The sequence below is a fragment of the Enterobacter sp. MG-EB028 genome, from assembly GCF_056673305.1.
The window spans coordinates 4,491,504-4,503,579 of the sequence record NZ_CP195079.1 but is presented as its reverse complement, the minus strand read 5'-3'; the positions used below and the strand labels follow the sequence as shown (position 1 = coordinate 4,503,579).

General features: G+C 57.9%; 15 protein-coding genes. 2 read left to right on the top strand and 13 right to left on the bottom strand.

Annotated features, from left to right (window positions below):
• Nucleotide 1 precedes the first annotated feature (1 nt).
• The 11 genes from ACR42C_RS21445 to ACR42C_RS21395 all read right to left on the bottom strand — a co-directional run bounded on the left by ACR42C_RS21445 (nt 2) and on the right by ACR42C_RS21395 (nt 8,957).
• A complete protein-coding gene (locus ACR42C_RS21445) occupies nt 2-1,693 on the bottom strand; it encodes a glycosyltransferase family 2 protein (RefSeq protein WP_479984534.1) in 1,692 nt (563 codons plus the stop codon).
• A complete protein-coding gene (locus ACR42C_RS21440) occupies nt 1,684-2,037 on the bottom strand; it encodes an ApeI family dehydratase (RefSeq protein ID WP_116342747.1) in 354 nt (117 codons plus the stop codon). Before ACR42C_RS21440 ends, ACR42C_RS21445 begins: the two co-directional genes overlap by 10 nt.
• Nucleotides 2,024-3,385, bottom strand: coding sequence for a class I adenylate-forming enzyme family protein (locus ACR42C_RS21435; RefSeq protein WP_479984533.1), 1,362 nt, complete (start codon nt 3,383-3,385; stop codon nt 2,024-2,026). Before ACR42C_RS21435 ends, ACR42C_RS21440 begins: the two co-directional genes overlap by 14 nt.
• Nucleotides 3,378-3,965 carry a COG4648 family protein gene (locus ACR42C_RS21430; RefSeq protein WP_166712542.1) on the bottom strand — a complete coding sequence of 196 codons (588 nt, stop codon included), beginning with the start codon at nt 3,963-3,965 and terminating at the stop codon, nt 3,378-3,380. Before ACR42C_RS21430 ends, ACR42C_RS21435 begins: the two co-directional genes overlap by 8 nt.
• 6 nt (nt 3,966-3,971) lie before the next feature.
• Nucleotides 3,972-4,223, bottom strand: coding sequence for an acyl carrier protein (locus ACR42C_RS21425; RefSeq protein ID WP_116342741.1), 252 nt, complete (start codon nt 4,221-4,223; stop codon nt 3,972-3,974).
• A 10-nt stretch (nt 4,224-4,233) separates the two neighbouring features.
• The gene (locus tag ACR42C_RS21420; protein WP_028014701.1) at nt 4,234-4,491 is read right to left on the bottom strand and encodes a phosphopantetheine-binding protein; all 258 of its coding nucleotides are present in this window, start codon (nt 4,489-4,491) and stop codon (nt 4,234-4,236) included.
• On the bottom strand, nt 4,472-5,287 hold the full coding sequence (locus ACR42C_RS21415; protein ID WP_316380238.1) for a lysophospholipid acyltransferase family protein: 816 nt from the start codon (nt 5,285-5,287) through the stop codon (nt 4,472-4,474). Before ACR42C_RS21415 ends, ACR42C_RS21420 begins: the two co-directional genes overlap by 20 nt.
• Nucleotides 5,284-6,006, bottom strand: coding sequence for a beta-ketoacyl synthase chain length factor (locus tag ACR42C_RS21410; protein WP_316380239.1), 723 nt, complete (start codon nt 6,004-6,006; stop codon nt 5,284-5,286). Before ACR42C_RS21410 ends, ACR42C_RS21415 begins: the two co-directional genes overlap by 4 nt.
• 65 nt (nt 6,007-6,071) lie before the next feature.
• Entirely contained in the window at nt 6,072-7,136 is a 1,065-nt protein-coding gene (locus ACR42C_RS21405; RefSeq protein WP_116342736.1) for a class I SAM-dependent methyltransferase, read from the bottom strand.
• Between the two features lie 68 nt (nt 7,137-7,204).
• Nucleotides 7,205-7,594, bottom strand: coding sequence for a lipoprotein (locus tag ACR42C_RS21400; RefSeq protein ID WP_061096845.1), 390 nt, complete (start codon nt 7,592-7,594; stop codon nt 7,205-7,207).
• A 313-nt stretch (nt 7,595-7,907) separates the two neighbouring features.
• Nucleotides 7,908-8,957, bottom strand: coding sequence for an AI-2E family transporter (locus tag ACR42C_RS21395; protein ID WP_233003196.1), 1,050 nt, complete (start codon nt 8,955-8,957; stop codon nt 7,908-7,910).
• A 145-nt stretch (nt 8,958-9,102) separates the two neighbouring features.
• Here ACR42C_RS21395 and ACR42C_RS21390 point away from each other — a divergent pair, with 145 nt between their 5' ends.
• Entirely contained in the window at nt 9,103-10,320 is a 1,218-nt protein-coding gene (locus ACR42C_RS21390) for an MFS transporter (protein ID WP_316380240.1), read from the top strand.
• Between the two features lie 4 nt (nt 10,321-10,324).
• Here the strand turns inward: ACR42C_RS21390 and ACR42C_RS21385 are convergent, their stop codons facing one another.
• Both ACR42C_RS21385 and ACR42C_RS21380 read right to left on the bottom strand, forming a co-directional pair.
• Nucleotides 10,325-10,882, bottom strand: coding sequence for a DcrB family lipoprotein (locus tag ACR42C_RS21385; protein ID WP_316380241.1), 558 nt, complete (start codon nt 10,880-10,882; stop codon nt 10,325-10,327).
• Nucleotides 10,883-10,954: 72 nt separating this feature from the next.
• Nucleotides 10,955-11,620: a 7-cyano-7-deazaguanine/7-aminomethyl-7-deazaguanine transporter gene (locus ACR42C_RS21380; RefSeq protein WP_014885561.1), complete on the bottom strand. Its 666-nt coding sequence runs from the start codon at nt 11,618-11,620 to the stop codon at nt 10,955-10,957.
• A gap of 167 nt (nt 11,621-11,787) precedes the next feature.
• On the opposite strand from ACR42C_RS21380, the gene tusA reads away from it, so the two are divergent.
• Nucleotides 11,788-12,030 (top strand): sulfurtransferase TusA, encoded by a 243-nt coding sequence (tusA, locus tag ACR42C_RS21375; protein ID WP_008503071.1) that lies wholly within the window; start codon nt 11,788-11,790, stop codon nt 12,028-12,030.
• The last annotated feature ends 46 nt before the right edge of the window (nt 12,031-12,076 follow it).

Genomic DNA, 12,076 nt, shown 5'->3' with positions numbered 1-12,076 from the left:
TTTACTCCTTCTCTCTGGACTCTGGCAGATGCCAGAAATCGAAAAAATTAAACCAGTCGAGCGGCGACATCAGGGCGTAATGCTCCAGCCGCTGCGCGTAGCGATCGACGGCATCCTGCAGCGCCTGCTGGCGTTCCCCGCGCGGCAGGATCAGCGGGTCGGCAAACGGTTCGCCGTGCAGGACAAGCTTGCCCTGCTGGCGCAGGGCAAAAATCAGCACCACCGGGCAGCGGAGAATCGAGGCCAGGATAAACGGCCCCTGAGGGAACGGCGCGGGCTGGCCCATGAACCGGCTCCAGATCACGCGCCACTCGCCGCCACGCTGCGGATTCACCGCGATGCGGTCGCCCACAATCGCGACCCATTCTCCGCGCTCAAGCTTCTCTTTGATGGCAATCGCGGTGTCCGGGCCGATGTCGGTGACCGACATTAAATTCACGCCCGCCTGGGGCGCCATTTCGCTCATAATCTGCTTAAAGCGCCGGGCGTTTTCGCTGAAGACCAGGGCATTGATGGTCTTGCTGCCGTCCAGCTGGGCCAGCGCCCGGCAGGCCTCTACGTCACCAAGATGCGAGGCCAGCAGCAGCTTGCCCTGCGGCGCCGCGATATTAAGCGTTTCGCGCGCGCCGGGGGCAAAGACCACGTCGCGATTAAACTTCAGCTCGCCGCGCCAGCTGGCAACTTTGTCCAGCATCGCGTTGCCGAAGCGCATGAAATGGAAAAAGCTGTTGAGCCGTGAGGGAACAGGCATGTCCCGCTGCATCAGCACCTGCTTCACGCGTGCAATCCACTGCCGCGAAGCCTGCCGCGCCGGACGCGCGATAAGCCAGTAGACGCCGATCACTGGCCACAGCAGCACGGTAAAGGCCCGCCGCCCCAGCAACTGCCAGACGCGCAGCATCAGGCGCATGCCCCATAGCCCCTTGACCTCGTCCTGCTGCGCCCAGTGCTGGCCGCGTCGACGGAAGAGCAGGCCGGGAATGCGGGGCAGCATGCCGAAGAACAGCCGGGTATGCATCAGGGAGATCCGCACGTTATCTTTTAACGCGTCGAAGTGGGATAACCCGTCCTGCGGGTAGGTCACACGGGTGGGCAGGAAGACGCTGGTGTTGCCCTGCCAGTAGAGACGGACCATCACTTCGGTGTCAAAGTCCATCCGTTTACCGAGCGTTTCACGCGCGGCCAGCCGCAGCGTGGGCGAGACCGGGTAGACCCGAAAGCCGCACATGCTGTCTTTAAGCTGCAGGGATAAGGTCTCAATCCATACCCAGACGTGGGTGACCCAGCGCCCGTAGAGCCGCGAGCGCGGAATGGAATCATCGTAAATGGGCTGGCCGGAAATCAGCGCGTCCGGGTGGCGCTCCGCCAGCGCCAGCAGTTTGGGGATATCTTCAATGGCGTGCTGGCCGTCCGCATCCACCTGCACGGCGTGGGTATAGCCCGCGCGAGCGCACTCCTCCAGCCCCCTGATGACCGCAGCACCTTTCCCGGCGTTTTGCCCCAGACGGATCAGCGTCATATGCGGCTGCTCCGCCGCCAGGCGTTCGAGCTCCTGACGGGTGATCGCTTCGCTGCCGTCATCCACCACCAGGCACGGCAGGCCGAACGGGGCGAGACGTGACAGCACGCTGGCGATCATGGCACCGTGGTTGTAGCACGGGATCAGCACGCAGGGGCGAAAGATCACTGACATAGACGAATTTTCCCGCTGCTGGCGGTATGGCGCTCCGCCCCGGCGTGACGCTGGTAGCTGAAGGTCAACATCTGACGTTCGGCATGCCACTCAAGCACCAGCGTCACCGTAGTTTCCGGCAGCAGAGGGGCCTGAAACTTCACGTTTTGAATGCTGTGAAAGCGGTAACCCGGCGCCAGTAACGTCGTGGCGTAGTGCATGACCCAGTCAAGCTGCGCAACGCCGGGCAGCAGCGGCTGTACGGCAAAATGGCCCTGAAACCAGAACAGAGACGCGTCGAGATGCAAAACGATCTCCAGCTTCTCCGGCTGTGCCTGATGGCGCTCAATTTCATGAATTTTCATGAAATAACTCCTCTAACTGCGCATAGACACGCTTGTTCATACTGTTTACCGGCATCTCATCCACAATCCGCCAGTAGCGCGGCACCGCGACCGGTTCAAGCCACGGCAGCAGAGCGCGACGCCAGGCGAACTCCTGCGCTTTTTTATCCTGCAGCTGCCAGCGCTGACGAACCGCCTCATCCAGCACCAGCAGGGCGCCGATTCCCTGGCGGCCCCCGCGCGTGACCGGCAGCGCAGCCGCTTCGCAAACGCCGTCGAGCTCCAGCAGGCGGCGTTCTATTTCGTTAAGCGAGATGCGCTTTTCTTCAATTTTGACCACCCGCCCGCGACGACCGGCGATGCTGAACAGCCCCTCGCTGTCGAAGTGGAGGATATCGTCCAGCTGGAGTCCTTCAGCCTCATGGATCAGTGGTGACGTGACGCGGCACGCTTCTTCTTCCTGATGGAAGCTTACGCCGGGGAAGGGCAGCCATGGCAGGTTATCTTCCTGGCGATGGCGCCAGGCGAGGATCCCGGTTTCGGTGCTGCCATAAATTTCATCCGGCCAGATGTTAAGCCAGCCAGCGGTGGTTGAGACGTCACGCCAGGGCAGCATTCCGCCCGCGGAAATCAGCATCCTGACGGGCGGCGCGGCCAGCTCAGTATCCAGGCGTTTCAGGAACGCCGGGCTGCTGATGAACAGGTAATGCCTGTCATGAGGAAGGGCGGCCAGTTGCTCTGCGTAATAGAGCATCGCGGCATGCAGCGGCAGGCCAAGCGCCATCGGCAATACAATGCGGAATGTCAGACCGTACAGGTGTTGCGGTACGACGGAGGCGACAACGCTACAGCCAGCCAGACGCGCGCCGAAGCGGTCAGCCAGCAGGCGGGCTTCGCGATCCAGGCTGACGATGTGCTTAATCACCCGACGCGGCGTCCCCGTGGAGCCGGAGGTGAAAAGCTCAACAAAGCGGCTTTCGGCAATATCCGGCAGGGGCATCCAGTGGGCGATCGTCTGATGGCGGGAAGCCACCATAATCAACTTTCCAGGGTAACCGAGGGGCCTGTCGCTCAGAACGCCGCTAAACAGCGACTGCTGCTCTTCAAGCAGCGAAATACGGCTATGGCCGGGAATGACCGGCGTTTTACCCGCATGCAGCGAGGCCAGCAGCGCAACGATAAACAGGTAGCTGTTTTCAAAGCACAGCGCCCAGCGCTCGCCTTCTTGCTGACGCAGGGTGTCGACCAGCAGGGTCACGTCGTGGCGCAGCTGGCCCAGCGTCCAGGTACGATCGTCAAGCCAGGCGACGGGCGTGTCGTCAGGGCGGGGCGCGTTTAACCACTGGCCCAGCGGAAGGGGGTTAGTCATTGTGCATCTCTTTTTTTATCACCCGTTGACGCACCAGCCACTCTGTCGCCATCAGCGTTCCCATCAGGATGTAAGCCACCATACCGTTCCACAGCGTCCACAGATGCATGTCACCGTGCAGGACGGTAAACAGCGCCATCGCCCCGTTGCCGATGAAAAATCCGCACCAGACGAGGGTCACCTTGTAGGTATAGCGCACACCCTCCGGGGGCAAATTTGGCTCACGCAGGCGCGCCAGCCGTTCGACAAGCGGCATCGCGGTCCAGAGCGAACCCCCGAACACGGCCAGCATCACAAGATTGACGACCACAGGGTAAAACAGCAGCCACTGGTGGGTTTTCAGCAGGTAGCTTGCCGCGCAGAGCGCGATGCCCGCCAGCGCCACGCACTGCACCACATACCGCATCGGGCCGGTGTTCCGCCGCGCCTGTTGCAGCCGCAGCAGCAACAGCAGTGCCATCACGGGCAGCAGCCACGGCAGGCTGTTATGCGTCAGCCCAAATCCAATCAGGAAGGGCCACGCCAGCAGCATCAGCCCCGTCAGAAGGGGGATAACCGGCAACGTCCGTCCACCACGCACGGTGTTTTACTCTTCGCGCAGAAGCTGTTCGACGGCGTCTACCACATCCTGAACGGTACGAACCGATTTGAAGGTTTCCGGCTTGATTTTCTTACCGGTTTTCTTCTGCAGATGGACAATCATGTCCACCGCGTCAATGCTGTCCAGCTCCAGGTCTTCGTAAAGACGGGCTTCGGGCGTAATGTCCTGCGGGTCGATTTCAAAGAGTTTGATCAGAAGGCCGCAGACTTCCTGATAAATGGTTTCTTGTTCGGTCATAGTTCACGTCTCAGGCGCGTTGGGCATGGATAAAGGACGCCAGGGTGGCGACGGAAAAGAAGTGCTGGCGCATCTCCTCGCTTTCGGCAGAAAGCACCACGCCATACTGGTTTTTCACCGCCAGACCGAGCTCCAGCGCGTCGATAGAGTCGAGACCCAGCCCATCGCCAAACAGCGCGGCATCGGTATCAATATCCTCTGCGGTAAGCTCGTCCAGATTCAGCGTGGTGATAATGAGATTCTTAATTTCAAGATAAAGCGCTTGCATCATTAATTCCTGACAAAGATTGAAGGCCTGATGTTAATCGATGCTCCAGATGCCGGTTTAACTGCCTTGCCGCCAGCGCCGGTTCTTGTTCATTTGCATCGTAAAATTCGTCGATGTTCACGCGATCGCGCACATCCACGGTAAAGACAGGTTTTGCGGGCGGTACGTCATACCAGCGGCTTTTTTTATCCAGCAGGTGCTCGCTGCAGTGGATCAGCACGATCCGCAGATCGCTGCGGCAGCGCACAGCGATATTTGCCGCGCCGCGCTGGAGGGCGATAGCCTCACCTGGCCGGGTACGCGTGCCTTCCGGGAAGATTAACAGCGTGTCGCCGTGGGCCAGACGCTGCCGGCTGGCAGCGAGCAGAGGCTCGGCTTCGCTGTTAATCAGGTAATCCGCCGCGCGGATAACGCCGCTGACAAAGGGATTGCGCAGTAACGCGCTCTTCACCAGACAGTCGGTTTCGGGCATCACCGACGCCAGAATCACGTAGTCAATTAGCGTTGGGTGGTTAGCCACCACCAGACAGCCCCGATCGCCGCGAAGCGCGTCAAGATTGTGAATGCGATAGTCCAGCACCCCGGTGCCGCGGGCAACGGTTAAGAAGCCGCGGAAGCTGGCCGCAATGCTGCGGCGCGCCAGGCGACGGCGTTTGGCGCGATCGCGCTGAACAATCAGCAGCAGGTTGAACCAGATCAGCGACAGCAGCAGGCCGCCCGCGCCAAACAGCACGAAGCAGAGTCCGGTCATCGCCAGACGCCATAGCCAGTTGATCCGGGCGGCCAGGCGGTTCATTGGCGCGCCCACTGCCACAGCAGGCGTTCGCCGGGCACCACAAACTGCCGCTCCTCGCGGAGATAGCGTTGCAGGAACATCAGGCTTTGCGGCAGAGTAGGCTCCTCGCCCGTGCTGCCGCTGCGGGTTTCGCACTGCCATTCGCTGCCGGATTCAATCACCAGCGCCAGCGCGTACGGCCAGGTGGGCATCTGCGGCGGCAATGCCGGGTGGTAAAATTCCGGCAGCGTGCCGTCAAAATCCACCAGCAAGACGCGGGAGTAGCCCGCCTGCAGCAGGCTCAGCACTTCACACAGGGCCTGCTGGAAGGTGTCCAGCCCGGCAGAAATGGATGAAGAGACAACAGGCTGGCGAGCGGTAATAGTAAGATTGCCCACAGCGGAGTTGTGCACGGACATGGCGAAGTCGGTGGGCGAGACGGCCTGACCGGTTGCCAGCGCATGCAGAATACGGTAATTGCGCTCCAGTTCGCCGTGGCGGCTGGAATAGACGACGGCATCAACGGCGTGGCTTTGCAGCATGGCAAGACCAATATCCACCGCCAGCTTACTGCCCGAGTTAAGGCGGCGCGCGGTCATCATGGGTAACGCAGTCAGCCGGGGAAGCGGGGCCGTTGGGTCTATAGTCGACTGCAGGCGCGACCACGCCTGCCACTCTGCGGCATCGCTTAGTCCTGGCGCTCTTGCCTGCCAGTCAATAATGTTCAGTGAAAATTTCATCTACGCGCGTCCGCGGAATACCGTATTCAAAGGGCAGGCTGGGCCACCCGGGCAGCCAGGCTGCGCTATTGTTCACGTTTGGTGCATATTAACAGGGTATGACCTACCCCAAGGTTATCCAGCCGCTGTTCAATGCAGAAGCCCGCCCTCTCCAGGTAGTGATAAAACTTCTCTACGCTGTAAAAACGGCTATTACCATTCGCCATACAGGTGAAATAGAGCGAGGTGGCATTCAGGCTGAAAGCCGCCGCTTCATATTTCTGGGCATCCCAGAAAAGCTCCATGATGCACAACCGTGCGCCTGGCTTCATGACCTGTGCGACGCGCGTCAGCATGGCGACAATCTGATCCGGAGAGAAACAGTCCAGAAACTGGCTCATCCACCAGACGTCAGCATCTCCCGGCAATGCAGCCGGACTAAGCATATCGACAGCATGGAATCCAATACGATGAGAAAAACCTGCTTTTTCGATGTTTTCCTGCGCCAGCGCTATCTGCTGCGGGAGATCGAGGATCGTCACGGCAACATTATCGTCATAGCGGCAGCAGCGTAACGACCATTTACCCGTATTTCCGCCCACATCGTACAATTTTGTCGGCGAGCTTGCGAATATATATGGCAACGCGGCGTCAAAAGCGGCGTCAGAATAGTAGTGATCGAAGGCGAACCAGCTCTCTTTTGCCCGGGCAGGAAGCTGGGATAAGGCCGGATAGATGGTTGGCCAGTCGCCAAACACGGATAATCCGGCCGGTTTTTCTTCCTGCAGGGCGTCGGCCAGGTGAAATAACCCCTGGTAACAGACGTCCTGCGTGAAATCCATATTAACGCGGGTCATGGGATCGTGGAGTAAGAAATGGCCCACTTTCGCCAGGAAATAACGACTTTCTTTCCAGGTAATTATCCGCCCGCTTAATCCCATGTCTAACAATACGCTGACGGCATAGTTGCTCAGGGTACTGTTTTCGGTTATTTCTTCGAGGCTCGCCCCCTTATTACCCTGTTTATCGAGCCAGGCGAGGACACCCGAGTTACGCAGACAAAGCGCGGTCTGAAATAACATCGGAGCAAAAGCGATGCGTTGCGCTTCGGTAATGGCATCCAGGGCGCTGAGCGTGTCCTTTTCGTACATTGTTGCGTAACCTTTCAGGGCAAGAAATGAGGTTATCGGGCCATGTCCGGCCCGACTTTAGAAAAATATTACAGCGCGGCACCCGCAGAGAGATTCAGCTGAATATCGTGGTCGAGGTTGTTCACCCAGCGGTTATAATTTTTGTGAATTTTACCGTCTGCCGCTTTCAGATTCAGGCTACTTTCGTAATTAATTGAATAGCTTGTCGCAGAGTAGGGAATACGTACCTGGACCGAGTGATCGCGTGCCTGCAGACGCCCCTTAATAACGCCCGGGCCCGCTTCCGTCATGATCCAGTCACGCTTCTGGCCTGCTTTCAAAATTGCCGTTTTCACCTGATCGGCAGTATGACCTGCGCTCACGACAGAGTGAACCTGAGCGATTGGGGCGGTACGCGCACAGCCAGCCAGAGCGCCAACGAATACTGCAGCAGCGCACCATTTAACGATCTTTTTCATCAACAACTCCATATCAATAATAACAATTAAAGGTAGTGTTTTTTACAAATAAGTATCACCAGACCTACGGATTAAGTCAGGTGTCTTTTTTAATCAATATTAATGTTTGCATTAGGTTGACGCTAAGGCGGGGTATAATATCACGCAAAATAATTAATCATTCCGTTTTTTTTAATTTGTGTTAAAGCGAAATGTGGGTGAGGTGAATAAAAACGGGAACATATGCCTTAACGCAAATAAAAATACCGCGACGGTGAGCGTCGCGGTAATTAAGGCGTTCTATTGACGGTCTAAGCCTGATGACATAGACAAGTTATCCCGGTAACCGGCTTTTTGGCCGCCCTGGCCCCAGCAGGATCGCCAGCTTGCTGCCCCCTTTGGTGGTTTCCATCCAGATTTTACATACGCTGGTCAGCGGTACCGACAGCAGCATGCCGACCGGGCCCAGCAGCCATCCCCAAATCAGCAACGATAAAAACACCACCAGCGTCGACATGCCCAGCCTGTGCCCCATCATGCGTGGTTCAAGAATGTTGCCCAGCACCATATGCACGACGAGGAAGAGCGCTCCGACCAGCATGCATTCGTAGAAACCGTTAAACAGAAACGCCTGGATCATCGGCGGCACGGCGGAAAGCACCGCGCCAATATTCGGCACGTAGTTCAACAGAAACGCCAGCACCCCCCACATCAGCGCGAACTGTACGTCCATCAGCATCAGCCCCAGCCAGACGATAATGCCGGTCCAGACGCTGAGCAGCGTTTTCAGTGCCAGATATTTGGAGACCCCCTTTAAGGCGCGGTGTAGGCCGGCAATGTGTATTTGCGGGTTATTTAAAGCAAAGCGCAGCTTATAGGGGACGTGGCGGACTTCGAACAGCATGAACACTACCGTCATGACCAGCAGCAGTATGCTAGCCATCGCGCCGGAAAGACCGGTCATCAGCGTGGTGGCGTAGGTCATGACCTTCTCGGAATCCATCCTGCGCAGCATACGTTCGGGTGAGATATGCAGGTTAAGAAAGGGCATCATCTCCTGCAGCGCGATGATTTTACGCGTCAGCTCCTTATTGTACTGCGGCAACATGGTGGAGAACTCGCTCAGCGAGGCCGCCAGTACCCCGAAGAGCGCCGTCAGGCCAATCAGCATCACGATAACCACGATGGTGATGGCCACCGGACGGCTCACGCCCCGGCGTAAAAACCAGGTCACCAGCGGATTCAGAACAATGGCAAAAAACAGGGCCAGCAGGAGCTGGACGATAATGTCAGCGGCAGCATGAATGCCCGCAAGAATAACCACCAGACAGGCGAGCTTTAGTAAGATGTGGAGTCCTGCTTTATCGGGCTGGGGAGCTAACATGCGCGTTCCTTAAGATGATGACCCGATAAGTGTAGTGCCTGGGGGCCGCTTCGTCTGGCGCCGATAATCTGAAAGTCGGGGCTGATTTTCTTATTGCGCCGTGGTAATAGTGAAACACTGTTGCAAAAAATTCAGGTAAACCCCCATGCCCGAAGCTGCCGCCGAACCGGCGCTGAGCGGATTGCGCCTCAATCTGCGTATCGTTTCCGTCGTTATTTTCAACTTTGCCAGTTACCTGACGATCGGCCTGCCGCTGGCGGTTTTGCCGGGCTATGTCCATGACGTGATGGGTTTTAGTGCGTTCTGGGCGGGGCTGGTCATCAGCCTGCAGTATTTCGCCACGCTCCTGAGCCGCCCGCACGCCGGGCGCTACGCCGACCTGTTTGGTCCTAAAAGCATCGTGGTGGTGGGATTGTGCGGCTGTTTCCTGAGCGGCCTGAGCTATCTGCTGGCTGCTGCTGCTGGCGCCTGGCCGCTGGTTAGCCTGGCGCTGCTTTGCCTGGGCCGCATCATACTTGGCATTGGGCAAAGCCTGGCGGGAACCGGCTCGACGCTATGGGGCGTTGGGGTTGTAGGTGCGCCGCACATTGGCCGGGTGATCTCCTGGAACGGGATTGTCACCTATGGCGCGATGGCGCTCGGCGCGCCGCTTGGCGTGGCCTGTTATGCCTTTGGCGGGCTGTATGGATTGTCGCTCACCATTATGGCGGTCGCGCTTGTGGCGATACTGTTTGCGCTGCCGCGCCCGAAAGTGAGGGCCAGCAAGGGCAAGCCGTTGCCGTTTCGAGCCGTGCTGGGGCGCGTCTGGCCGTACGGTATGGCGCTGGCCCTGGCGACCACCGGCTTCGGCGTAATTGCAACCTTCATTACCCTCTTTTACGACGCCAAAGGCTGGGAGGGCGCGGCCTTTGCGTTAACTCTCTTTAGCGGTGCGTTTGTTGGCGCACGCCTGCTTTTCCCGAACGGTATCAACCGCCTGGGCGGGCTGAATGTGGCGATGATCTGTTTTGCGGTTGAGATTGTCGGGCTGCTGTTAACCGGCATAGCCAGCGCACCCTGGATGGCGAAAATTGGTGTCTTCCTTGCAGGGGCGGGTTTTTCACTGGTCTTCCCGGCGCTGGGGGTGGTGGCGGTGAAAGCGGTGCCGCAGCAGAACCAGGGGGCGGCGCTGGCGACCTATACGGTGTTTATGGATATGTCGTTGGGCATTACCGGGCCGCTGGCAGGGCTGGTGATGGCCTGGGCGGGGGTACCGGTGATCTACATTGCCTCGGCAGGTCTGGTTATTCTTGCCTTACTGCTGACGTGGCGGCTAAAAAAATGGCCCCCGGTGCAGGCACCGGAGGCCACGTCATCGTCGTGAAAGGTTACTGGATCACGATGGTGTTAATGATGTTTTCAGCGGCCGTCTGCGCTTTCTGCTGGTCTTCCGCTGGCAGAGTGATCTGCAGGGTCAGCAGTTTGTTATCCACCTTACCCAGCACCACAGAAGAGTAAGCGGTCTGGCCTTTTGCGGAGATGATGCTGTCCAGCTGTTGCAGCTTATGGCCTTTCAGCTCAATGGATTTATTGGTCACCACCTGCAGCTGCGGATCGCGGCCGCGCTGCTGGTCTTCCAGACGTTTGGACAGGACGGCCAGTTCTTCGCTGGTGTCGTCGCCCACAATCACAATGACCGCTTTCTGGCCGGTTGCGTCGGAGTATACGTGCATATTATTCGCCTGGGTGCCCAGCTTGCCGCTCTGGTCAGTCATATCTGCTGGCAGAGAGAAACTGAGTTTGCCATCCATCAGATTCACCGGCTGACCGGTCGCGTTGCTCTCTGCGGATGCGCCCTGAGCAGGCGTTTTCGTGTCGCTGTTATCACAGGCTGCAAGACCCGCAACCAGCAGGCCAATCCCGACATATTTAACCAGATTGCGCATTGACTTCTTCCTTTCGATAAACGGCCATAGCGGCTCATTCGTCCATCTTATCACAACTGATAAAGCGAACCCTTAACCAGCCTGCAATGCCGTGATTTCAGATTTATCTGCCAGCCTTTTCAGCAGCATATTCAGCAGCACGCCGTACATCGGCAGGAAGAACACAATGCTGATGAGCACCTTGAAGCAGTAGTCCACCAGCGCGATTTCCATCCAGTGTTCGGCCATGAACGCATCCGGGCTGCGCCAGAAGGCGATGAAGAAGAAGGCCAGTGTATCGCTCACGTTACCAAACAGCGTGGAGGCGGTGGGTGCCATCCACCAACGGTGATTCTGACGCAGGCGGTTAAACACGTGCACGTCGAGGATTTGCCCCAGCGCGTAGGCCATAAAGCTTGCGGCAGCGATACGGGCAACAAACAGGTTGAAGTGGGTTAACGCCTCAACGCCCTGCCAGCTTCCCATATAAAACAGGGATGACACCACGTATGAAATGAACAGCGCCGGAAGCATGACCGCAAAAATAATGCGGCGCGCCAGCGGTGCGCCAAAGATACGCACGGTCAGATCGGTGGCGAGGAAAATAAACGGAAAACTGAACGCGCCCCAGGTGGTATGAAAACCAAAAATGGAGATCGGGAGCTGCACCAGATAGTTGCTGGAGGTGATCACCAGCAGGTGAAAAAGCGAAAGCCAGAACAACGCTTTTACGCGCTGTGATTCAGAGAACTGCGTCATATTGTGACCTTTTTATACGTTGGGGTGAGGGAACCCAATAAAAACCGCAGCATGATACTGCTTTGGCTGGACATTGCAATGGTTAGTTTTTGCGCAATCGTTAACCTGGTTTGCATTGCCCGCGCCGGGGCGTAAACTACAGCCGTTTTTACCTGACCGAGAAGATCATGACCGACCTGTTTTCCAGCCCAGACCACACCCTTGATGCCCAGGGCCTTCGCTGCCCGGAGCCGGTAATGATGGTACGCAAAACCGTGCGCAACATGCAGACGGGTGAAACGCTGCTGATTATTGCCGACGACCCGGCCACCACGCGCGATATTCCCGGCTTTTGTACCTTTATGGAGCATGAGCTGGTGGCACAGCAGACCGAGGCGCTGCCGTACCGGTATTTGATTCGTAAGGGGTAGGTGGGCTGTCCTCTGCGGCCTGATGCCCTCACCCCGGCCCTCTCCC

What these genes read in the sequence shown, in the direction of transcription:
- ACR42C_RS21445 (WP_479984534.1), bottom strand. Translation starts at nt 1,693, where the DNA reads ATGTCAGTGATCTTTCGCCCCTGCGTGCTGATCCCGTGCTACAACCAC.
- ACR42C_RS21440 (WP_116342747.1), bottom strand. Translation starts at nt 2,037, where the DNA reads ATGAAAATTCATGAAATTGAGCGCCATCAGGCACAGCCGGAGAAGCTG.
- ACR42C_RS21435 (WP_479984533.1), bottom strand. Translation starts at nt 3,385, where the DNA reads ATGACTAACCCCCTTCCGCTGGGCCAGTGGTTAAACGCGCCCCGCCCT.
- ACR42C_RS21425 (WP_116342741.1), bottom strand. Translation starts at nt 4,223, where the DNA reads ATGACCGAACAAGAAACCATTTATCAGGAAGTCTGCGGCCTTCTGATC.
- ACR42C_RS21420 (WP_028014701.1), bottom strand. Translation starts at nt 4,491, where the DNA reads ATGCAAGCGCTTTATCTTGAAATTAAGAATCTCATTATCACCACGCTG.
- ACR42C_RS21415 (WP_316380238.1), bottom strand. Translation starts at nt 5,287, where the DNA reads ATGAACCGCCTGGCCGCCCGGATCAACTGGCTATGGCGTCTGGCGATG.
- ACR42C_RS21410 (WP_316380239.1), bottom strand. Translation starts at nt 6,006, where the DNA reads ATGAAATTTTCACTGAACATTATTGACTGGCAGGCAAGAGCGCCAGGA.
- ACR42C_RS21405 (WP_116342736.1), bottom strand. Translation starts at nt 7,136, where the DNA reads ATGTACGAAAAGGACACGCTCAGCGCCCTGGATGCCATTACCGAAGCG.
- ACR42C_RS21400 (WP_061096845.1), bottom strand. Translation starts at nt 7,594, where the DNA reads ATGAAAAAGATCGTTAAATGGTGCGCTGCTGCAGTATTCGTTGGCGCT.
- ACR42C_RS21395 (WP_233003196.1), bottom strand. Translation starts at nt 8,957, where the DNA reads ATGTTAGCTCCCCAGCCCGATAAAGCAGGACTCCACATCTTACTAAAG.
- ACR42C_RS21390 (WP_316380240.1), top strand. Translation starts at nt 9,103, where the DNA reads ATGCCCGAAGCTGCCGCCGAACCGGCGCTGAGCGGATTGCGCCTCAAT.
- ACR42C_RS21385 (WP_316380241.1), bottom strand. Translation starts at nt 10,882, where the DNA reads ATGCGCAATCTGGTTAAATATGTCGGGATTGGCCTGCTGGTTGCGGGT.
- ACR42C_RS21380 (WP_014885561.1), bottom strand. Translation starts at nt 11,620, where the DNA reads ATGACGCAGTTCTCTGAATCACAGCGCGTAAAAGCGTTGTTCTGGCTT.
- tusA (WP_008503071.1), top strand. Translation starts at nt 11,788, where the DNA reads ATGACCGACCTGTTTTCCAGCCCAGACCACACCCTTGATGCCCAGGGC.